This window comes from Streptomyces sp. NPDC004051, assembly GCF_053604275.1.
The window spans coordinates 176,113-196,860 of the sequence record NZ_JBSGHG010000007.1; the positions used below are offsets into that span (position 1 = coordinate 176,113).

General features: G+C 72.4%; 17 protein-coding genes and 1 pseudogene. 13 read left to right on the forward strand and 5 right to left on the reverse strand.

The genetic code is table 11. From position 1 onward, the window contains the following. Window positions 1-12: 12 nt before the first annotated feature. Window positions 13-1,152, reverse strand: a complete 1,140-nt coding sequence (locus tag ACWEQO_RS11230; RefSeq protein ID WP_452981492.1) for an ATP-grasp domain-containing protein — start codon at window positions 1,150-1,152, stop codon at window positions 13-15. Between the two features lie 256 nt (window positions 1,153-1,408). Between ACWEQO_RS11230 and ACWEQO_RS11235 the strand changes: the two genes are divergently transcribed. Together ACWEQO_RS11235 and ACWEQO_RS11240 are read left to right on the forward strand one after the other, a co-directional pair. Continuing rightward, window positions 1,409-2,353 carry a metallophosphoesterase family protein gene (locus ACWEQO_RS11235; protein WP_452981495.1) on the forward strand — a complete coding sequence of 315 codons (945 nt, stop codon included), beginning with the start codon at window positions 1,409-1,411 and terminating at the stop codon, window positions 2,351-2,353. Next, window positions 2,350-3,027: a 4'-phosphopantetheinyl transferase family protein gene (locus ACWEQO_RS11240; protein WP_361456328.1), complete on the forward strand. Its 678-nt coding sequence runs from the start codon at window positions 2,350-2,352 to the stop codon at window positions 3,025-3,027. Before ACWEQO_RS11235 ends, ACWEQO_RS11240 begins: the two co-directional genes overlap by 4 nt. A gap of 53 nt (window positions 3,028-3,080) precedes the next feature. Here the strand turns inward: ACWEQO_RS11240 and ACWEQO_RS11245 are convergent, their stop codons facing one another. Together ACWEQO_RS11245 and ACWEQO_RS11250 are read right to left on the reverse strand one after the other, a co-directional pair. Continuing rightward, complete coding sequence (locus ACWEQO_RS11245) at window positions 3,081-3,416, reverse strand: hypothetical protein (RefSeq protein WP_452981498.1); 336 nt, start codon at window positions 3,414-3,416, stop codon at window positions 3,081-3,083. Window positions 3,417-3,473: 57 nt separating this feature from the next. After that, complete coding sequence (locus tag ACWEQO_RS11250; RefSeq protein WP_361456334.1) at window positions 3,474-4,130, reverse strand: helix-turn-helix domain-containing protein; 657 nt, start codon at window positions 4,128-4,130, stop codon at window positions 3,474-3,476. 223 nt (window positions 4,131-4,353) lie between these two features. Here ACWEQO_RS11250 and ACWEQO_RS11255 point away from each other — a divergent pair, with 223 nt between their 5' ends. The 7 genes and pseudogenes from ACWEQO_RS11255 to ACWEQO_RS11285 all read left to right on the forward strand — a co-directional run bounded on the left by ACWEQO_RS11255 (window position 4,354) and on the right by ACWEQO_RS11285 (window position 13,304). Then, a complete protein-coding gene (locus ACWEQO_RS11255; RefSeq protein WP_361456337.1) occupies window positions 4,354-5,016 on the forward strand; it encodes an MmyB family transcriptional regulator in 663 nt (220 codons plus the stop codon). A 108-nt stretch (window positions 5,017-5,124) separates the two neighbouring features. Further along, on the forward strand, window positions 5,125-6,123 hold the full coding sequence (locus ACWEQO_RS11260; RefSeq protein WP_452981503.1) for a LacI family DNA-binding transcriptional regulator: 999 nt from the start codon (window positions 5,125-5,127) through the stop codon (window positions 6,121-6,123). A 144-nt stretch (window positions 6,124-6,267) separates the two neighbouring features. Continuing rightward, a pseudogene (locus tag ACWEQO_RS11265) lies at window positions 6,268-7,612 on the forward strand (ABC transporter substrate-binding protein). 6 nt (window positions 7,613-7,618) lie between these two features. Then, a complete protein-coding gene (locus tag ACWEQO_RS11270; protein WP_361456346.1) occupies window positions 7,619-8,572 on the forward strand; it encodes a carbohydrate ABC transporter permease in 954 nt (317 codons plus the stop codon). Continuing rightward, the gene (locus ACWEQO_RS11275; RefSeq protein ID WP_452981506.1) at window positions 8,569-9,432 is read left to right on the forward strand and encodes a carbohydrate ABC transporter permease; all 864 of its coding nucleotides are present in this window, start codon (window positions 8,569-8,571) and stop codon (window positions 9,430-9,432) included. Before ACWEQO_RS11270 ends, ACWEQO_RS11275 begins: the two co-directional genes overlap by 4 nt. 36 nt (window positions 9,433-9,468) lie before the next feature. Then, a complete protein-coding gene (locus ACWEQO_RS11280; protein WP_452981509.1) occupies window positions 9,469-11,055 on the forward strand; it encodes a glycoside hydrolase family 13 protein in 1,587 nt (528 codons plus the stop codon). A gap of 62 nt (window positions 11,056-11,117) precedes the next feature. Beyond that, window positions 11,118-13,304: a discoidin domain-containing protein gene (locus tag ACWEQO_RS11285; protein WP_452981512.1), complete on the forward strand. Its 2,187-nt coding sequence runs from the start codon at window positions 11,118-11,120 to the stop codon at window positions 13,302-13,304. Window positions 13,305-13,331: 27 nt separating this feature from the next. Here ACWEQO_RS11285 and ACWEQO_RS11290 read toward each other — a convergent pair whose 3' ends face one another. Further along, the gene (locus ACWEQO_RS11290; protein ID WP_452981515.1) at window positions 13,332-14,276 is read right to left on the reverse strand and encodes a DUF5996 family protein; all 945 of its coding nucleotides are present in this window, start codon (window positions 14,274-14,276) and stop codon (window positions 13,332-13,334) included. A gap of 233 nt (window positions 14,277-14,509) precedes the next feature. Between ACWEQO_RS11290 and ACWEQO_RS11295 the strand changes: the two genes are divergently transcribed. The 3 genes from ACWEQO_RS11295 (at window position 14,510) to ACWEQO_RS11305 (ending at window position 16,042) form a co-directional block, all read left to right on the forward strand. Continuing rightward, window positions 14,510-14,935 (forward strand): hypothetical protein, encoded by a 426-nt coding sequence (locus ACWEQO_RS11295; RefSeq protein WP_452981519.1) that lies wholly within the window; start codon window positions 14,510-14,512, stop codon window positions 14,933-14,935. 97 nt (window positions 14,936-15,032) lie between these two features. Beyond that, window positions 15,033-15,359 carry a ferredoxin gene (gene fdxA / locus ACWEQO_RS11300; RefSeq protein ID WP_109380233.1) on the forward strand — a complete coding sequence of 109 codons (327 nt, stop codon included), beginning with the start codon at window positions 15,033-15,035 and terminating at the stop codon, window positions 15,357-15,359. Continuing rightward, window positions 15,356-16,042 carry a helix-turn-helix transcriptional regulator gene (locus tag ACWEQO_RS11305; protein WP_452981523.1) on the forward strand — a complete coding sequence of 229 codons (687 nt, stop codon included), beginning with the start codon at window positions 15,356-15,358 and terminating at the stop codon, window positions 16,040-16,042. The genes fdxA and ACWEQO_RS11305 overlap by 4 nt, the downstream gene beginning before the upstream one ends. Before the next feature lie 487 nt (window positions 16,043-16,529). Here the strand turns inward: ACWEQO_RS11305 and ACWEQO_RS11310 are convergent, their stop codons facing one another. Beyond that, window positions 16,530-17,525 (reverse strand): DUF2510 domain-containing protein, encoded by a 996-nt coding sequence (locus ACWEQO_RS11310; RefSeq protein ID WP_361456370.1) that lies wholly within the window; start codon window positions 17,523-17,525, stop codon window positions 16,530-16,532. Window positions 17,526-17,889: 364 nt separating this feature from the next. Here ACWEQO_RS11310 and ACWEQO_RS11315 point away from each other — a divergent pair, with 364 nt between their 5' ends. After that, the gene (locus ACWEQO_RS11315; RefSeq protein WP_361456373.1) at window positions 17,890-20,625 is read left to right on the forward strand and encodes an ATP-binding protein; all 2,736 of its coding nucleotides are present in this window, start codon (window positions 17,890-17,892) and stop codon (window positions 20,623-20,625) included. Window positions 20,626-20,748: the final 123 nt, after the last annotated feature.

Genomic DNA, 20,748 nt, shown 5'->3' on the forward strand with positions numbered 1-20,748 from the left:
GGCCGGCCGGCCCTACCGGCGGCCCGGACCCCAGGCCGGGCCACCGGCCACGGCGTCCCCGGCCACCGCCGCGGCCGGCACGCCGCTCAGCGCGGGCGCGGGCAGGTCGGGGAACTGCCGCGGCGCCGACACGGGACGCAGCGGACGCGGGCCGGACACCACCGAGTAGTCCTGGCCCAGGAACGGCGGGGAGATCTCACCCGGGTCCTCGCCGAGCGCCAGCCGCACCGCGGCCCACGGCGCGTTCACCCCGCACAGCGACAGCTGGTGCAGGCCCCCGGCCGGACGGGTGTTGACGTCCATCAGCACCGGCTGTTCGCCCAGCATCCGGAACTGGATGTTGGACAGGTGGTGCAGGCCGAAGCCCTCCGCGATCCGCCGGGCCGGCTCCAGCCACCGCTCGTGCAGGGTGAACCCCCTGCGGCGGCCGTTCTTGGTGCGGCCGACGGACAACCGGACCCGGTTGTCCGGCCCGGTGAGGCAGTCCACCGACACCTCCGGCTGCTCGAGCACCGGCATCACCAGCCAGTCCACCGGCTCCTCCGCCCGCCGCACCGCCGCGACCACCAGATCGAGCGGCACCTGCGCGCTGGGGAAACCACTCAGCTGCCCGAGACCGAAGGGGGCACGGGTGATCACCCGGAAGCCCACACCGCCCGCGCCGGAGGCGGGTTTGAAGCACGCCCGGTGCCCCAGCGCCTCCAGCTCCTCCACGGCACGGACCAGTTCGTCCGCCGACCGCACCCGCCACCACGGCGGCACGGGCACCCCGATCGCCTGCACGGCCTCGTAGGCGATCACCTTGTCGCGGAAGACGGCCACGGCCTCGGGCGTCGGCGCCAGCAGCGCCGTACCGGCCGTCTCGAACTCCGCGCGGTGCGCGACGACGGCCTCCTGGTGCAGCCGGGGCACGAACACGTCGATGCCGCGCCGCGCGCACTGGGCGAGCGCGTACTCGACGTACGCCGCCGGGGACAGGTTCCCGGGCTCCAGCTCGGCGGTGTCGGCCGCGGCCAGTACGGGGGAGTCGGGGTCGCCGTGCGTGGCATGGATCTCGACGGCCCGGTTGTCGGGATTCCTTCTCACCTGATCGATGAAGAACACGTTCTCCGCGTACGTGCGGTTGAGCCATACTCGTACGCATGAGGCCATGCAGGCCGCCTTTCACGGTATGCGGGCAGGCCTCAGTGGCCCGTGCCCGGGCAAAGGGTGTGGAGGGTCACCGAACGGCCCTGCGCGAAGGGCTCATCGTTCCGGTGGTGTCGGGGCCGATGATACGGCTTCGGCACCCGGGACCGAACCACAGACGTGTCACGGGTTCCACGGACACCGGAGTCCCCCTGCCCGAAGAGCTCGGGCAGGGCATGCTGTCCTTACGGGCTGTCCGTTCATCCCCAGGAGGCGACGAGTGACGTCCACGGCCGGCGGCGACGGACAGATGTGGGCGATCAGCGACCTGCACGTCGGTTACGAGGAGAACCGCGCGCTGGTCGAGCGGATGCACCCCGAATCGGACGAGGACTGGCTCCTGGTGGCCGGGGACGTCGCGGAGACGGTGGACGACATCCGCTGGGCGCTCAAGACACTCGCCGGCCGGTTCCGGAAGGTCCTCTGGGCGCCCGGCAACCACGAACTGTGGACCCACCCGAAGGACACCGTCACCCTGCGCGGCGTCGCCCGCTACGACCACCTCGTCGCACAGTGCCGGGAACTCGGCGTGACCACCCCCGAGGACCCCTACCCCGTCTGGGACGGCCCCGGCGGCCCGGTGGCCGTGGCCCCGCTGTTCCTGCTGTACGACTACACCTTCCTGCCCGCCGGCTGCGCCACCAAGGACGAGGGACTGGCGTACGCGCACGGCACCGGCGTCGTCTGCACCGACGAACGCCTGCTGCACCCCGACCCGTACCCGAGCCGGGAGGCCTGGTGCCGGGCCCGGGTCGAGGAGACCGGACGCCGGCTCGCCGAACTGCCGGACGACCTGCACGTCGTCCTCGTCAACCACTACCCGCTGCACCGGCATCCCACGGACGTCCTGTGGTACCCCGAGTTCGCCATGTGGTGCGGCACCGAGCTGACCGCCGACTGGCACCGCAGGTTCAACGTCCACACGATGGTCTACGGACATCTCCACATCCCGCGCAGCACCCGCCGGGACGGGGTGCCCTTCGAGGAGGTGTCCGTGGGCTACCCCCGCGAATGGCGCAAGCGGGCGACGCCACCGGGACGGCTGCACCGGATCGTGCCGCGTGGGCACGCGGACGAGGGGGAGGGCGAGCCCGACGAACCCGGGGGAGCCGAGGAATCCGAGGAATCCGAGGAATCCGAGGAATCCGAGGAAGGGGCCCGATGATCGAGGAACTGCTGCCGGCCACGGTCGTCGTCATGGAGGCCCGCGGCGACGAGGGCGCCGACGCCCCGCTCTATCCGCAGGAGGCGGCGCTCATGGAGCGGGCGGTCGAGAAGCGCCGCCGGGAGTTCCGGGCGGTGCGCTCCTGCGCCCGCCGGGCCATGGAGAAGCTCGGAGTGCCCCCGCAGCCCGTGCTGCCCGGTGAGCGCGGCGCACCGGGCTGGCCGCCCGGACTGGCCGGCAGCATGACCCACTGCACCGGCTACTGCGCCGCCGCCCTGGTCCGGGCCGAGGACCTGGCCTCCCTCGGCATCGACGCGGAGGTCCAGGGGCCGCTGCCCGAGGGGGTGCTGTCCTCCGTCGCCCTGCCCGGGGAGGCGGAACGGATCGGCCGGCTGGCCGTGGAGCGGCCCGAGGTGCACTGGGACCGGTTGCTGTTCAGCGCCAAGGAGGCCGTCTACAAGGCGTGGTTCCCGCTCACCGGGAAGTGGCTGGACTTCATGGAGGCCGACATCGAGATGTTCACCGACCCGGGTGAACGGACGCGCGGCGGTTTCCGGGCGGAGTTGCTGGTCCCCGGCCCCTGGGTGGGCGGCCGCCGCCTCGACCACTTCACGGGCCGCTGGACCGCCGAGAGCGACCTGGTCGCGACGGCGGTCGCCGTCCCCCACGGCTGAGGGGGCGACGCGGCGCCCCGCTGCCGCGCGGCACGGGCACGGGCACAGCACGGTCAGGCTTTTTCGGTCACGGCTCCGGGTGTCTGGTCGCGGAGCACCCGGAAGAAGGCCTCCGCGGTGCCGGTCGGCCCGACCCGGCCCGACCCGGCCCGGGTCAGGGTGGTCTCCGCCTCCGTCTGGGACTCCGCGAGGACCGAGGGCACGACGACCGGGGGCCTGCGGGTCTCCGGCGGGCCGCTCTCCGCGTCGTGGGCGGCGCGCACCGTGTGCAGCAGCCGCAGACAGGCCTGGACGGCGGTGCGCTCGTGGTCGGCCGGTACGGCGGTGGGCGTCGCCCGGCTCTCCCCGGGGCGTGGTCCGGCAGCGGACGTCCCGCACGGCGCGGGCACGCCTCCAGCCCGCCGTCCGCCACGGACAACCTGGCCGCGCCGCCCGCGCGCTCCGGGTCAGGAGCGGGGCCGCTGGACGCTCTCCAGGAGCATGTCCAGCCACTCCGCGACCTTGTCGCGGTGCTGGTCGGTGGGGAGTTGCGCGGCCCGCCACGCGATTCCGCGCACGCCGTGGTCCCGCAGCAGCCGCTCCAGCGGGTCGTCGGCCGCCGCGGCGGCCCGCCGCTCACGGTCCGCGAGGGTCTGCAGCAGTTCCTGCTCGGTGTGCTGGAGGGCGATGGCGAGCGCCTCGGGGTCCTCGGCGGTGAGGAATCCGGCGTGCACCCGGAAGAACCGCTGGATGGCGTCGCAGTGTTCCATGGTGGGGCGCCGGTCGCCGTTGATCAGGGCGCCGGCCTGCTGGCGGGACATGCCCGCGCCGTCCGCGATCTCCTGCTGCGTGTACTTGCGGCCGTTCGGCTTGAGCCGGGTACGGCGCAACAGGTCCAGGCGCTGCACGAACCGGGTCTGCACGTCGGGCTCGCCCGCGGGCCGGCCGCTCAGGAGGGCTTTGACCACCGGTGCGGGAACGCCGGACGCCGCGGACAGCCGTCCGACGTCGAAGATCTCGGCCTGCGGCACCTCGAGCCGGTCGGCGAGTGCGGTGACGCGGGCGACGACGGCCGACAGCGCGGTCGTCGGCGCGGTGTCCGGACCCTCGTAGCCACCCGTCACCGACAGATCTCCTACGTCTCTCACAGGCTTCTCACGAGCGTTTGGCATGAACTTCACGGAGACTAGCCCGTGTCTCGAACTCACATCCAGGTCTCGCCACAACTGTGTCCCATTTCAGCCGTCAACGGGTGTGGAATGCCACGATAGTTGACACGCCGCGCGTCAGGGCAGCAGGATCGGGGCGCCGCGTCAAGGCCGCACAGGCAAGAGGGGTGACCTCCCGATGGCACATCAGGCAGGAGGGCAGCGGCCGGCACCGCGGCCGCCCGTCCTCGAGACTCCCGAGGCGCAGGCCTATCTGGAGGACTACGCCGTGTTCCTGAACGCGGTCCCCTTCCCCTCCCTGGTGGTCGACCACCGCTGGGACGTGCTGCTGGCGAACGCTGCTTTCCGGACACTTTTCCGGGATGTCGAACCGCATCCGACGGCCATGCCCGGCGACAACTTCCTCCGGTTCGTCCTCTTCCACCCGGACGCCCCCACGGTGCTGGGCGAACACGAGTCGAGCTGGTGCCTGCCGATGCTGGCCCACTTCGCCAAGACGGTGGAGCGGGACGGCCACGACCACGGGCTGCAGGCCATCCGCCGGGACATCGCCCAGGACCCCATCATGGAGGCGGCCTACCGGCAGGGGCTGCCGCACTGGATCCGCGCCGTCGGCGAGCAGGCCGCCGAACACGACGGCGCGGTACGGCCGTTGCACCATCCCGATCCACGCTGGGGGGCCACCGACTGCCGTCTCGTGGTGGAGACGACCAGGATCCTCGAGGGCATGGACTGCACCCGGCTCACGCTGGTCCTGCGCGAGACGCGCCGCGCCCCGTCCCGCCGCCGCGGGCACCGTCGCGCCGCCTCCCACCTCAGCGTCGTGTCGGCGGTCGACTGAATCCGGGTGCGCGGGGCCGCCGCGACCTGACGGCCCCTCGCCCTTCCGGTGATCGTCCACGCAACCCTCCACGCAAGAATTTGCGTTTCTTGCGCTATTCTTGCGTCCATGACGCGACGACTTGCCGTGGTGGCGAAGAAGGTCGGGGTCAGCGAGGCCACGGTCAGCCGGGTGCTCAACGGCAAGCCGGGAGTCTCCGAGGCCACCCGGCAGGCGGTGCTCTCCGCGCTGGACGTGCTCGGCTACGAGCGGCCCACCCAGCTGCGCGGTGAGCGCGCCCGGCTGGTCGGCCTGGTCCTGCCCGAGCTGCAGAACCCGATCTTCCCCGCCTTCGCGGAGGTCATCGGCGGCGCGCTGGCCCAGCTCGGGCTGACGCCGGTGCTGTGCACCCAGACCCGGGGCGGCGTCTCCGAGGCGGACTACGTGACGCTGCTGCTCCAGCAGCAGGTGTCCGGCGTCGTCTTCGCCGGCGGGCTCTACGCCCAGGCGGACGCCCCCCACGACCACTACCGGCAGCTCGCCGAGCGGAACATCCCCGTCGTCCTCGTCAACGCGGCCATAGGGCACCTGGGTTTTCCGGGTGTCTCCTGCGACGACACCGTGGCCGTGGAGCAGGCGTGGCGGCATCTGGCCTCGCTCGGCCACGAGCGGATCGGCCTGGTGCTCGGTCCCGCCGACCACGTGCCGTCGGCCCGCAAACTGGCCGCCGCCCGCGCGTTCGCCGCGGAGGTTCCCGACGCGCACGTCGCCCGCGCCATGTTCTCCATCGAGGGCGGGCACGCCGCCGCCGCCCGGCTCATCGACCGGGGCGTCACCGGCTTCATCTGCGCCAGCGACCCCCTCGCCCTCGGCGCCGTCCGGGCCGCCCGCCGCAAGGGGCTGGACGTCCCCTCGCAGATCTCGGTCGTGGGGTACGACGACTCGGCCCTGATGAACTGCACCGAGCCGCCGCTCACCACCGTCCGCCAGCCCATCAAGGCCATGGGCAAGGCCGTGGTGGAACTGCTGAACGCGCAGATCAACGGGCGCCCGGTGGCCGCCGAGGAGCTGTTGTTCGAGCCCGAGCTGGTGGTGCGGGGGTCGACGGCGCAGGCCCCACGTCCTTGAGAGCCGGTTCCTTCCGGACTGCTGTCCAATAATTTCAAAGCATGCGCGACATCTTGCGGACCCATGTCGTCGGTGCTTGAGTGTGCCCCGCCCACCGCTCCTGTCCGAGGGGTTCACCCGCTCCTGTCCCAGAGGGGTCCACCGATGAGAAGCACCGGGATCCGCCGTACCCTCGTCGCGCTAGGCGTCGGCGCCCTCACCCTCACCGCCTGCGGTGCGAACGACGACCAGGCGGCCGACGGCAAGACCCGCATCACGGTCAACTGCATGCCGCCCAAGAGCGCGGAGGTCGACCGCCGGTTCTTCGAGGAGGAGATCGCCGCCTTCGAGAAGGAGAACCCGGACATCGACGTCGTCCCGCACGACGCCTTCCCCTGCCAGGACCCGAAGACCTTCGACGCCAAGCTCGCCGGGGGGGCAGATGGAGGACGTGTTCTACACCTACTTCACCGACGCCGGGCATGTGGTCGACATCAACCAGGCAGCCGATCTCACCCCGTACATCAAGGAGTTGAAGAGCTACCGGACGATCCAGCAGCAGCTGCGGGACATCTACACCGTCGACGGCAAGGTCTACGGCGTACCCCGCACCGGCTACTCCATGGGGCTGGTCTACCACCGGGCGCTCTTCGAGAAGGCCGGCCTCGACCCCGACCGGCCGCCCACCACCTGGGCCGAGGTCCGCGCCGCCGCCCAGCGGATCGCCGCACTCGGCGACGGCACCGTCGGCTACGCCGACTACAGCGCCCAGAACCAGGGCGGCTGGCACTTCACCGCGGAGCTGTACTCCCGGGGCGGGGACGTCGTCACCCCCGACGGCCGGAAGGCGGCCGTCGACTCGCCCGAAGGCCGCGCCGTGCTGCGGACCCTGCACGACATGCGGTGGAAGGACGACTCCATGGGCAGCAAGCAACTGCTCGTGATCAACGACGTCCAGCAGATGATGGGCGCCGGCAAGCTCGGCATGTACCTCGCCGCCCCCGACAACATCCCGATCCTGGTGAAGGAGAAGGGAGCCGAGTACGAGGACCTCGCCCTCGCCCCCATGCCCGGCGGCAAGGCCACCCTCATCGGCGGCGACGGCTACATGGTCAACAAGAAGGCCTCACCGGAGCAGATCAGGGCCGGCCTCAAGTGGCTCGACCACATGTTCCTCACCCCCGGCGACGGCTTCCTCGGTGACTACGCCCGCGCCGGGAAGAACGACGCGCCGGTCGGCCTGCCCGAGCCCCGGCTGTTCACCGGCGCCGCCGACGCCGAGGACCAGCAGGTCAAGAAGGCCAACGCCAACGTCCCGGTGGAGAACTACCAGGCCTTCCTCGACGGCAACCAGAGCCTGGAGATGAAGATCGAGCCGCCGCGGGCACAGCAGCTCTACTCCGTCCTCGACGGCGTCGTCTCCGCGGTGCTCACCAAGGAGGACGCCGACATCGACCGGCTCCTGAAGGACGCCTCCGGCAAGATCGACGGCATCCTGGCCCGGGGCTGACCGGCGATGAAGACGGTCGCGCGCCGGCCCGCCGAGGCCGTCGAACTCCGCCCGGCGCCGGCCCGGCCACCGGCCGGGAGCCAAAGACGCCGCCGCCTCACCGACCAACTGCACGCCTACGGCTTCCTCCTCGGCGGCCTCGTCTGCTTCGCCCTGTTCTCCTGGTACCCGGCGATCCGCGCGGTCGTGATCGCGTTCCAGAAATACACGCCGGGCTCACCGCCCGAATGGGTCGGCACCGCCAACTTCACCCGCGTCCTGCACGACCCCGAGTTCGGCGCGGCCTGGCGCAACACCCTCGGCTTCACCCTGCTCGCCCTGCTCCTCGGCTTCGCCGTCCCGTTCGTCCTGGCCCTGGTGCTGAACGAACTCCGGCACGCCAAGGCGTTCTTCCGCGTCGTCGTCTACCTGCCGGTGATGATCCCGCCGGTGGTCAGCGCCCTGCTGTGGAAATGGTTCTACGACCCCGGCACCGGCCTCGCCAACGAGGCGCTGCGGTTCCTGCACCTGCCCACCTCGAACTGGTCCAACGGCGCCGACACCGCCCTGCTCTCCCTGGTCGTCGTCGCCACCTGGGCCAACATGGGCGGCACCGTCCTGATCTACCTGGCCGCCCTCCAGTCCGTCCCCGGCGAACTGTACGAGGCCGCCGAACTCGACGGCGCGAACCTGCTCCAGCGCATCCGGCACGTGACGGTGCCCCAGACCAGGTTCGTCATCCTCATGCTGATGCTGCTCCAGATCATCGCCACCATGCAGGTGTTCACCGAACCCTTCGTGATCACCGGCGGCGGACCGGAGAACTCCACCGTCACCGTCCTCTACCTCATTTACAAGTACGCCTTCCTCTACAACGACTTCGGCGGCGCCTGCGCGCTGAGCGTGATGCTCCTCGCCCTGCTCGGCCTGTTCTCCGCCCTCTACCTCCGACTCACCGGCTCCCCGAAGGAGACGACGTGAGCAGCACCCGCACCCTCGTCTCCCCGGCCGTCCTGGCCCGGCAGCCCGGCAGGACCGTCTACTGGGCCGTGTTCACCGGCTTCGTCGTCCTGTTCACGCTCGCCTTCCTCTTCCCCGTCCACTGGATGGTGAGCGGCGCGATGAAGTCGCCGGACGAGGTGGCGCGCACCCCGCCCACCCTCCTCCCGGAGCGATGGAGCACCAGCGGGTACACCGACGCCTGGAACCTGATGCAACTGCCGACCCACCTGTGGAACACGGTGGTGCAGGCAGCCGGCGCCTGGCTGTTCCAGCTGGTGTTCTGCACGGCCGCCGCCTACGCGCTGTCCAGGCTCCGGCCCGCCTTCGGCAAGGTGGTCCTCGGCGGCGTCCTCGCCACCCTGATGGTCCCCGCGCAGGCCCTCGTCGTACCGAAGTACCTCACCGTGGCGGACCTCGGCCTCCTCAACGACCCCCTCGCCATCTGGCTGCCGGCCGTCGCCAACGCCTTCAACCTCTACCTGCTCAAGCGGTTCTTCGACCAACTGCCCCGGGACGTGCTGGAGGCCGCCGCCCTCGACGGCGCCGGGAGACTGCGCACCCTGTGGTCGATCGTCCTGCCCCTGTCGCGCCCGGTGCTCGGCGTGGTGTCGATCTTCGCGCTGGTCGCCGTGTGGCAGGACTTCCTGTGGCCGCTGATGGTCTTCTCCGACACCGGGAAACAGCCGATCAGCGTGGCCCTCGTGCAGTTGTCGCAGAACGTCCAGCTGACCGTGCTCCTCGCCGCGATGGTGATCGCCAGCATCCCCGTGGTCGCGCTGTTCCTCGTCTTCCAGCGGCACATCATCGCCGGGATCAGCGCGGGCGGCGCCAAGGGCTGACACCGGATCCGTCCACCCAGAAGAAAGGCACCCGCCGTGGGACAGCCCACCCCCGCCCGAAACGACGACGAATGGTGGCGCTCCGCCGTCATCTACCAGGTGTACGTCCGCAGCTTCGCCGACGGCGACGGCGACGGCACCGGCGATCTCGCCGGAGTCCGCGCCAAACTGCCCTACCTCGCGGAACTCGGCGTGGACGCCCTGTGGTTCACCCCCTGGTACCTGTCCCCGATGAAGGACGGCGGCTACGACGTCGCCGACTACCGGGCGATCGACCCGGCCTTCGGCACCCTCGCCGAGGCGGAGAAACTCATCACCGAGGCGCGGGGGCTGGGCATCCGCACGATCGTCGACATCGTGCCGAACCACGTCTCCGACCAGCACCCCTGGTTCCGCGCCGCCCTCGCCGGCGGCCCCGAGCGCGAACTGTTCCACTTCCGCCCGGGCCGCGGGGAGCACGGCGAACTGCCGCCCAACGACTGGCGGTCGGAGTTCGGCGGCCCCGCCTGGACGAGGCTGGACGACGGGAACTGGTACCTCCACCTGTTCGCCCCCGAGCAGCCCGACCTCAACTGGGCGCATCCGGCGGTGCGCCAGGAGCACGAGGACATCCTGCGGTTCTGGTTCGAGCGGGGCGTGGCCGGCGTGCGCATCGACTCCGCCGCGCTGCCGGCGAAGGACCCCCTGCTGCCCGACCTCACCGAGGGCACCGACCCGCACCCGTACGTGGACCGCGACGAACTCCACGACATCTACCGCGGCTGGCGGGCCGTCGCCGACGAGTACGGGGGCGTCTTCGTCGGCGAGGTCTGGCTCCCGGACACCGAACGCTTCGCCCGCTATCTGCGCCCCGACGAACTGCACACCGCGTTCAACTTCTCCTTCATGACCTGCCCCTGGGACGCGGCACGGCTGCGCACCTCCATCGACGAGACCCTGGCCGAGCACGCCCCCGTCGGCGCGCCCGCCACCTGGGTGCTGTGCAACCACGACGTGACCCGTACGGTCACCCGCTACGGCCGCTCGGACACCGGCTTCGACTTCGCCACCAAGGCCTTCGGCACCCCGACCGACCTGCCCCTGGGCACCCGCCGGGCCCGCGCCGCCGCCCTGCTGTCACTGGCGCTTCCCGGCGCGGTCTACCTCTACCAGGGCGAGGAACTCGGCCTGCCCGAGGCCGACATCCCGCTCGACCGCATCGAGGACCCCATGCACGCCCGCTCCGGGGGCACCGACCCCGGACGGGACGGATGCAGGGTGCCGCTGCCGTGGACGGCCGACGCGCCGCACGCCGGTTTCGGCGGCGAACCGTGGCTGCCGCAACCCGCCGGCTGGGCCGCGTACGCCGCCGACCGGCAGGCCCGGGACCCCGGCTCCCTGCTCGCCCTGTACCGCGAGGCGATCCGGCTGCGCCCGGTCTTCGAAGACGGCCCGCTCACCTGGCTGCCCGCCACCGACGGCGTACTCGCCTTCGCCCGCGCGGACGGCGGCGCCCTCTGCGTGGTGAACCTCGCGGACACGCCCGCCGCCCTCCCGTCCCACACCGGACTGCTCCTCGGCAGCGGCCACCTCGACCCCGACGGACGCCTGCCGAAGGACACGGCGGTCTGGCTGCGCGCCTGAGACGCACCCGCTCGTTCCCGCACCCGCTCGTTCCCGCACCCCCCACCACGAAGGGACCAGCCATGCGCACCTCCAGATCGAACGTCAGGAGCACGTCGGTCATCGGCACGGTCGCCGTCGCCGCCGGCATGCTCGTCGCCCTCGCGCCCGCGCCCGCCCACGCCGCGCCCGCCCCCGCCGCCGCGGGCGCCACCCTCCCCTTCACCTCGGTCGAGGCCGAGTCCGCCCGCACCACGGGGGCGAGGATCGGCCCCGACCACACCCAGGGCACCCTCGCCTCCGAGGCCTCGGGCCGCCAGGCCGTCCGGCTCGACGCCGGTCAGCGGGTCGAGTTCACGGTGCCGCGCGCGGCCAACGCCGTGAACGTCGCCTACAGCGTCCCCGACGGGCAGTCCGGCTCGCTCGACGTTCACGTCAACGGCGAGAAGCTGGCCAAGACCCTGCCGGTGACCTCCAAGTACTCCCACGTCGACACCGGTTGGATCGCGGGCTCCCGGACCCATCACTTCTTCGACAACGCGCGCCTGCTGCTCGGCCGGGACATCCGGGCCGGTGACACGGTCGCCCTTCAGGCCACGGGTGTCCGGGTCACCGTCGACGTGGCCGACTTCGAGCAGGTGGCCGCACCCGCCGCCAGGCCGGCCGGTTCGGTCTCCGTCACCGACATGGGCGCCGACCCCAGCGGCCGGGGCGACTCCACGCAGGCCTTCCGGGAGGCCGTCTCCGCGGCCCGGGGCGGAGTGGTCTGGATACCGCAGGGCGAGTACCGGCTCACCTCCGCCCTGGGCGGCGTCCAGAACGTCACCCTCCAGGGCGCGGGCCACTGGCACTCCGTCGTGCGCTCCTCCCGCTTCATCGACCAGTCGAACTCCGCCGGCAACGTCCACATCAAGGACTTCGCCGTCATCGGCGAGGTCACCGAGCGGGTCGACTCGAACCCCGACAACTTCGTCAACGGCTCACTCGGCCCGAACTCGTCCGTCTCCGGCATGTGGCTCCAGCACCTCAAGGTGGGCCTCTGGCTGACCGGCAACAACGACAACCTGGTCGTGGAGAACAGCCGCTTCTACGACATGACGGCGGACGGCCTCAACCTCAACGGCAACGCACGCGGGGTGAGGGTCCGCGGCAACTTCCTGCGCAACCAGGGCGACGACTCGCTCGCCATGTGGTCGCTGTACGGGCCCAACAGCAACAGCAGTTTCGAGAACAACACCATCTCGCAGCCGAACCTCGCCAACGGCATCGCGATCTACGGCGGCACCGACATCACCGTCAGGGGCAACCTGATCGCCGACACCAACGCGCTGGGCAGCGGCATCGCGATCTCCAACCAGAAGTTCCTCGACCCGTTCCACCCGCTGGCCGGCACGATCACCGTCGACGGCAACACCCTGGTCCGCACCGGCGCCATGAACCCCAACTGGAACCACCCCATGGGCGCCCTGCGCGTCGACTCCTACGACAGCGCCATCGAGGCACAGGTCAGGATCACCGACACCACCATCACCGACAGCCCTTACAGCGCCTTCGAGTTCGTCTCCGGCAGCGGGCGCGGCCACGCCGCGAAGAACATCACCGTCGACGGCGCCACCGTCGCCGGGACCGGCACGGTCGTCGTCCAGGCCGAGACACCGGGCGCCGCCGCCTTCCGGAACGTCACCGCCACCGGCGTCGGCGCCGCCGGCGTCTACAACTGCCCCTACCCGGCCGGCTCGGGCACCTTCACCCTCACCGACCGCGGCGGCAACTCCGGCTGGGACAGCACCTGGTCGGACTGCTCCACCTGGCCGGAGCCCGGCGAGGGCAACCCCGGCCCCGACCCGGACCGCAACCTCGCCCGGGGCCGCACCGCGACCGCCACCGGCTCCCAGGACGTCTACACGCCGGCCAAGGCGGTCGACGGCGACGCGCACACCTACTGGGAGTCCGCCAACCACGCCTTCCCGCAGGCACTGACGGTGGACCTCGGCTCCCGCCTGGCCGTCCGGCGGCTGGTGCTGAAGCTGCCCCCGCAGCCCGCGTGGCAGACCCGCACCCAGACCCTTGCCGTCCAGGGCAGCACCGACGGCTCCGCGTACACGACGGTCCTCGCCGCGAGGGAGTACCGCTTCGACCCGGCCACCGGCAACACGGTCACCGTGACACTGCCGGACGGCACCGACCTGCGCCACCTCCGCCTGCACGTCACCGGCAACACCGGCTGGCCGGCGGCCCAGTTCAGCGAAGTGGAGGCATACCTCTCCTGACGTTCCCCCGCACGGCCCCGCCGCGGCTCAGGCCCGCCGTGCGGCGGCGGGGTCGGTCACCCCTCCCGGGCAGGCGTTCCGTTCGAGGTCCCAGCCCGCCGTCTCCGCGCCGGCCAGGTAGGCGCTCCGCAGGAAGGCGAGCACGTCGGCGCGTGGCGAGGGGGCGGTCCTGGCCTTCTCGTACTCGAGGACCGCCAGACGGCTGCCGGTGCCGCGTTCGACCCAGGAGGCGGCGGCGGGCCGCAGCGGACGGCGTTCCAGGCCGGCCGGTTCGGGCGCGGTGTAGGAGTAGAACGCGGCCTTCGGGAAGGTCGGGTCGCCGAACCAGAAACCCGCGCTGATCACCTCACGGGAGTACGCCTCCCTGGTGACCGGATCGACGGAGGCGGAGTGGGCGACGGCGGTGTCGGAGAACCTGGTCACCGCGATGTCGAAGGTGTGCCAGAAGTGGTGCACCGGACTCGTCTTTCCGGACCACTCGGCGGCGTACTCCTCCAGGACCAGGTTGACCTGGGACAGGATGACCCAGTAGCGGTACACCGAATCCTGGTCGTAGGCGCGGTGTTCCGTGTCCTGGTCGAAGGGGCGGTCGGAATCCGGGAGGTCGAAGGGGTGCGGTCGCCGGATGCGCACGGAGACGTCGAGTTCGGTGAGCGCCGACTGCAACCGGCGGTAGAAGTCGGCCACCGAGAGGCCGGGCAGCGGGAACGACACCTCGCGACCCGAACCGGTCGTGACGAGAAGCCTGTGGTCGACGAAGTCGAAGTCGATGCAGAAGAAGCGGCCCTGGTCGTCCAGTCCCATCGGGCGGGTGGTGATGCCGCGTCCGGTGAGATGGTAGGGGACGTTCCACCAGTGGTTGCGGCGGGACGAGGCCGCGAGCCGCACCTTTCCGACCACCTGCGCGAACCGGTGCAGTGTCTCCTTGGTCGCCTGCCATTCGGCGTAGGGCAGCGGGGGAAAGAGTTCCACAGCTCCTCCAGGATGCCGCGTATGCGCGCATGTCGGGACACGGGCCTGCTCGTCCTCGCAAGGTATCCCCGTCCAGGGGAGATCGAAAGCCGGGGGCGTCCGGTGTGCCCGCTCGCGGTGCGCCGGAGGGGCTTGCGCGATCGGCGCACCGCGGGACGCTTCGCTCTGCCGGTGAGCGCCGCGCGTCCTGGGCCGGGCCGCGATCGCGCTTCACCCTGCCACCGGAAGTCCCCATGCGTCTGCCCGTCGAACTCCGGCGCGTGGCGCCGCGTCCGGCCACGGGAGCGTTCATCCTCGAGTCGGGCCTGTCCAGGCGTGGGGTCGACGAGGAGACCGCGGCCCAGCTGCACGGAACGGCCAAGAACACCTACCCGGTCCTGGACCGGATGCAGCCCGCGGACTTCGCACGGCTGCTGTCTGCCGGAGAGATCGCGCCGGGAGCCGCCCCGCTCCTGCCGTTCGTGCCCGCGGTGGTGGCGGGCGCCGGGCTCACCGCCTTCTCGTCGGGGCTGCTGGAGCTGTACCCGCGCACCCCGGGGACGCGGCGGGAAGGCAGCCTGCGGCCGACCCAGGAGGGCGCCGCGCCGGCCGAGGACACCTGGATGCTCGGCATCGGTCTCGGATTCGTCGTGGACGAGATGGCGCGCGGCACGCGCTGACCGTCCGGCCGCTCCCGGGCGCCGCCTGTGGTGGAACGGTGCCGTGCAGCACTATTCTCACAGGTGGAATCAGTGAAAAATCGGGGAGGAGGACGTCATGACCTATGTGATCGCACAGCCCTGTGTCGACGTGAAGGACAAGGCGTGCGTCGACGAGTGCCCGGTCGACTGCATCTACGAGGGCCGGCGGTCCCTGTACATCCATCCGGACGAATGCGTCGACTGCGGCGCCTGCGAGCCGGTCTGCCCGGTCGAGGCCATCTTCTACGAGGACGACACCCCCGAGGAGTGGAAGGACTACTACAAGGCGAACGTCGAGTTCTTCGACGACCTCGGCTCGCCCGGCGGCGCCTCCAAACTGGGGCTGATCGAACGGGACCACCCGCTGATCGCCGCGCTGCCGCCGCAGGACGGCGCGACGTGACCTCCGGGGGAGGCGCCGGGGGAGGCGACCCGGTGACCCCGCGCCGCCGTACCGTGCTCGAGGTGCTGCGCGGCGCCGGCGGGCCGCTCGGCGTCAACGAGGTGGCCGAGCGGGTGGGGGTCCACGCCAACACGGCGCGCTTCCACCTGGATGCGCTGGTGACGCGCGGGGTGGTGGAGCGGAGCCTGGAGGCGCCGTCCGGGCGGGGGCGTCCCCGCGCGGTGTACGCGCCGCGGCGCGGAATGGACCGCGGAGGGCGGCGTGAGTACCGGCTGCTGGCCCGGATGCTGCTCAGCCGGCTCGCGACGGCCGGCGCCGACGCCGAGGCCGTGGAGGCCGGCCGGGCCTGGGGGCGGCATCTGGTCGACCCGGCGCCGCCCTTCCACACGGTGACCGGCCGCGAAGCGGTCGACCGGCTGGTCGGACTCCTCGCCGACCTCGGCTTCGATCCGGTGACCCCGGCGGACGACGAGACGGACGAGATGCCCGACGTCATCCGTCTGCGGCACTGTCCGTTCCTCGAACTCGCCGAGGAGTACCGGCAGATCGTCTGCCCGCTCCATCTGGGCCTGATGAAGGGCGCGTTGGCCGCACTGGACGCGCCCGTCGCCGCCGACCGGCTGGAGCCGTTCGCCGAACCCGACGTCTGTCACGCCCATGTCGTCCCTGCGCGCACCGCGTAGAGGAAGGACGGTCCGGCAGTGAACTCCGTACCGGCCGCCACAGCGGGGCCGCCGTCTTCGTCCGGCTCGGCACGGTGCCGGCGATCTCCTTCTTGGAGGCGCCGTTGAAGTTCCGGGTGCCGGGTGTGACCGATCCCGATCGGCCTCGGTATCGGCCGCGTCGTCTTCCGGGCGCTCGATCTCGTCTGGTTCGTCCTCGCCGCCCTAGTCCTCGCCGCCCTCGCCCTCGTCGCCGTGGCGGCCGGCGGACCCGGCGCCCGGTGGTGGCGCTCACCGTCGTGGTGGCCGTGGTGCCGGCAGCCCGGCTCGGTGCGACCCGGCCCCGGCTCGACCGCCGGTCCGACCGGGTGCTCGCCGGAGAGCGACTGCCCCGCTCCCACGCGCACGGCCCTACGGGGCGTTCGAGGCAGTCAAGGCAGTGGCGCTCCTGGCTCTCGGCGTCCTGCCCCTCGCCGCTCGAGCGCCACCCGGCCGTCGCCTCGGCGGGTCAGATGTCCTGGCCGTTGCCGCCGCGGCCCTCCGCCTTCTCGATGCCCTCGATGATGTCGTCGAGGAGCGACTGCTTCTGGTCGGTGTCCAGACCGAAGCGGATCACGACGATCTGCTTCGGCCGTACGGGGGAGGGGAGGGCCAGCGACTGGACGTACCCGTCGGAGCCCTTGCTGGTGACCGCCTTCCAGCGCACCAGGTAGCCCTTCTGCCCGGCGACCTCCACCGCCTTCGACTCGAGGACCTCGTGCGAGGTGATCCTTCCGTAGGAATCGCCGCCGTACGACTCCTCGGCATTGGCGGCGATGTCCGCCTTGGCGACCTCCTCGGCGGTGGAACCGCGGATGCCGAGAGCCGGCGCCGGTGCCGAGTAGGCCCCGCCCTTGGTGCAGGTGCTGGAGGTGTCACCGGGGCATTCGTAGGTGTCCTCCGACATGATCTGGGCGCCCACCTGGCCCTCCTGGCCGTACCAGCCCTCCGGGATGGGCAGGCTGATGCCGCTCAGCCCGTCGGTCACCGACCCGCTCTCCACCCGTGGCGGCCGCGAGGCGTCCGGGCCGGACTCCTCCCCGTCGGGACCGCCCTCCGGACCGCCGGGGCCGCCGTCCCGTCCGCCCGGCCCCTGTGAGGCCGCGGAGCCGCCGCCCCCGCCGTCGTCGGTCAGCGCGTACACGCCGACCCCGATGCTCGCCAGCACCGCCACGGCCGCCGCCACGGCGATTCCTGTCCGCAGCCCGCGCCCCCGGCGGGAACCCGAGCCGGACTGCACGACCCCGGGATATCCGGGGTGCACCGGGTACGCCGGAGGGGTCGGGTGGGCCGGGTACGCCGTCCCGGCCTCCGTGCCCGGTGCCGGAGGGCCCCAGGCGGGCGCCGAGCCCGTCGGCCGGACCCGGTCCGTCCAGGCGGTGCCGTCCCACCAGCGCTCGGTGGCCGGTCCGTCATTCGTCTGCCCGGGGTCGGGATACCACCCGGGAGGAGTCGCCTGCGTCATCCCCCCACCGTATGAGGCGTCGATGAAAGCCGGATGAGACCGGACGGGACCGGAGGGGAGAGGTCCGTCACCTCCGGTGACCGGCGACCCTCCGCGCGCCCCCGCGCGGCCGGTGTGCCGCCGCTTCGCCGCGGGCCTTCCCCTTCCCGGCGCGCCCCTGCGAAAATGATCTGATGGGCAGTCACCATCGCGCAGGTCGACAACTGTTGACTCCGAACCACCAGGTGGTCGGAGGGGCGCGTCGACCTCTGTACCGCGTGTCACCCGTCACGGCAAGAGCGGGCGCGGTACTGCTCCATCAGGACTGTCGGAGGACTACGCTCGACGCCTGTACGCCGGCGGGGCGACTTGGGGAGGCAGCGGGATGACGGAGCTACGGCCCACGGGCGAGGCCCCGCCCTCCCTCTGGGAGCGGGACGAGGAGGTCGCCGCCGTCACCGCGATGGTCGACACCCTGTGCGCGGACCGCTCCTCACCCGGCAACCTGCTGGTGCTCCGGGGCGAGGCGGGGCTCGGCAAGACCGCGCTGCTCGCCGAGACACGGCGCATCGCCGAACAGCGCGGCTGCACCGTCTGGTCGGCCCGCGGCGGCGAGACCCTGCGCTCCGTCCCCTTCAACGTCGTACGCCAACTCCTCCAGCCCGCACTGGTGCCGATGCTGCCGGAGGAGATCCGCGAGTACCTCGGCGACTGGTACGACATCGCCGGCCCCGCCCTCGGCGTCGCGGAACCAGGCGACCGGCACATCGACCCGCAGGGCGTCTGCGAGGGGCTGACCGCCGCGGTGCGCCGGCTGGCCCGCCGGGACTGGCCGCTGGTGCTGACCGTCGACGACGTCCACTGGGCCGACCAGGAGACCCTGCACTGGCTCGCCGTCCTCGCCGAACGCCTGGCGGAGGTGCCCGTCCTCGTCGTGGTCGCCCGCAGGCCGGGCGAGGTCTCCGGGGTGAGCGCCCGCCACCTGGACGCCGTCGCCGAGGCGGCCGATCGCCACGTCACCGTCCTCAGCGCCCTGAGCCCGCCCGCCACGGCCGGACTCACCCGCGCCACCCTGGGCGAGAACGCGGACGCCGCGTTCTGCCGCGAGGTGTGGGCCGTCACCGGCGGCAACCCGTACGAGACCGTCGAACTCCTCGCCAAGGTCCAGGACAGCGAACTCGAACCCGTCGAGACCCACGCGGGCGAACTGCGCGCGCTGAACCGCTCCGCCCGCGGCGGCGGACTCATGGCCCGCCTGGAACAACTCGGCATAGACGCGACCCGGTTCGCCTGGGCCGCCGCCATCATCGGCACCGACATCACCGTCGACCTGGTGGCCCGGCTCGCCACCCTGAACCGCGACGACGCCGCCCGCTGCGCCGAACTCCTGCGCGGCGCCCGCATCCTCACCGTCCCCGACCCCGGCACCGGCCGTACCGGAGTGGCCGACCTCGAGTTCGTCCACCCGCTCATCGCCACCGACGTCTACAAGTCCATCCCCGACGCCCTGCGCCGGGCCATGCACGGCATCGCCGCCCGGATCGTCACCGACTCCGGACGCGGCGCCGCGTCCGCCTCCCGGCACCTCCTCGAGGTGCACCCGGACGACGACGAGGAACTCGTGTGGCAACTGCGTGAGGCCGCCCGCGAACACCTCGCCACCGGCGCCCCGGACGCGGCCCGCCGCTGCCTGGAACGCGCACTGGAGGAACCGCCCCGCCCCGAGGTCCACGCGCACGTGCTCCACGAGCTGGGCCGCGCCACCTTCCTCACCGCACCCGCCCGGACCATCGGCCACCTGCGGACCGCGCTCGGCATGCCCGGCCTCGACGGCGACGCCCGGGTGGACGCCGTGGTCCGGCTCTCGCAGGCGCTGCTGCACAACGACCAGCCGGAGGAGGCGCTGCGCACCGTCGAGGCGGAGGCCGCCCGGCTGGAGCCGGGACCCGCCCGGATGCGGTTGCAGGCCGTGCAGTTCATGTGGGAGAGCATCCACGCCGGCGAGACCAGCACACCCGGCCGCAGCGAACGCCTGGCCGACCTCGCCGCCACCTGCACCGGCCGCGACAACTCCGAGCGCGCGCTGCTCGTCCTGCGCGGCTTCGACGCCATGATGCGCGGCGAGAACGCCGAGGAGGTCGCCGAGATCTGCGACCGCGCCCTCGTCAACGGCCGCCTCGCGCCCGGCCTCGGCTGGACCGACTCCGAATGGGGCGTCGAACTGCTGCTGATGCTGGCCGGGGTCTACGCCTACACCGACCGCCTCGACCGTGCCGAAAGCCTCTACAACGAGGCCCTGCGTGCCTACGAGACGGCAGGCTGGAGCGGCGGACACCTGGCCCTCGCCCACGCCTACGTCGGTCTCGGGCACCGCAGGCGGGGTCGCCTGGTGGCGGCGGAGAAATCGTTGCGCGAGTCCCTGCGCCTGGCCGAACGCGTCGGCCGCGGTCTGCCCCTGTACTGGACGGCGACCTGCAACCTGGTCGACACCCTGCTCGCCCGCGGGCACGTGGACGAGGCCCGGGCGGTCGCCGAACGGCACGGCTTCGCACCGCCCTACCCGTCCACCATCGTGCTTCCCGACCTCCGCTCGGTGCGCGGCAGACTGCTGCTCGCGGTCGGCCGCACCGAGGACGGCGTCAACGAACTGGAGGCCGCCGAGAAGGCGGCGGCCGCCCGCGGCCACCACAACCCCGTCCACGTCTTCTGGGCCGCCGACCTCGCCCGCGCCCTCGCCGGGACGGACCCGGCCCGTGCCGCCCGGCTCGCCGTGGAGTACCGCAGGCGGGCCGAACGCTTCGGCACGGACACCGCCATAGGGGAGGCCCTGCGCTGTGCCGCCGCTCTGGAGACCGGCCAGCGGGCGGTGCGGCTCGCCGCCCAGGCCGTCGCCTATCTGGAGTCCTCGCCCTGCCAGTACGAACACGCCACCGCCCGGGTCGAGTACGGCATCCTCGCCCGTTCGAAGACCGACCTGGAGCGCGGTCTGGCGCTCGCCCGGTCCTGCGGCGCGGACGGGCTGGCCGCGCGGGCCCGGGCCGAACTGGCCTCGGTCACCGGACCGGCGCCGGCCGCCACGTCGGCCGCGGTCGGCGGGCGGGGCCCGGACAGCCGGCCGTAGTGCCCCACCCTTCACAGCCCCGGGCCCTTGGCCTCGGGCCCCGGTCCTCTGGCCCTGGTCCCGGCTCCTGACCCTGGGGCCCCGCCCCCGCCCCCGCCCCCGGGCCCGGGCCCGGGCCCGGGC

Coding starts and splice junctions, on each gene's coding strand:
- ACWEQO_RS11260 (WP_452981503.1), top strand. CDS start 5,125: ATGACGCGACGACTTGCCGTGGTGGCGAAGAAGGTCGGGGTCAGCGAG.
- ACWEQO_RS11270 (WP_361456346.1), top strand. CDS start 7,619: ATGAAGACGGTCGCGCGCCGGCCCGCCGAGGCCGTCGAACTCCGCCCG.
- ACWEQO_RS11310 (WP_361456370.1), bottom strand. CDS start 17,525: ATGACGCAGGCGACTCCTCCCGGGTGGTATCCCGACCCCGGGCAGACG.
- fdxA (WP_109380233.1), top strand. CDS start 15,033: ATGACCTATGTGATCGCACAGCCCTGTGTCGACGTGAAGGACAAGGCG.
- ACWEQO_RS11255 (WP_361456337.1), top strand. CDS start 4,354: ATGGCACATCAGGCAGGAGGGCAGCGGCCGGCACCGCGGCCGCCCGTC.
- ACWEQO_RS11285 (WP_452981512.1), top strand. CDS start 11,118: ATGCGCACCTCCAGATCGAACGTCAGGAGCACGTCGGTCATCGGCACG.
- ACWEQO_RS11315 (WP_361456373.1), top strand. CDS start 17,890: ATGACGGAGCTACGGCCCACGGGCGAGGCCCCGCCCTCCCTCTGGGAG.
- ACWEQO_RS11230 (WP_452981492.1), bottom strand. CDS start 1,152: ATGGCCTCATGCGTACGAGTATGGCTCAACCGCACGTACGCGGAGAAC.
- ACWEQO_RS11240 (WP_361456328.1), top strand. CDS start 2,350: ATGATCGAGGAACTGCTGCCGGCCACGGTCGTCGTCATGGAGGCCCGC.
- ACWEQO_RS11295 (WP_452981519.1), top strand. CDS start 14,510: ATGCGTCTGCCCGTCGAACTCCGGCGCGTGGCGCCGCGTCCGGCCACG.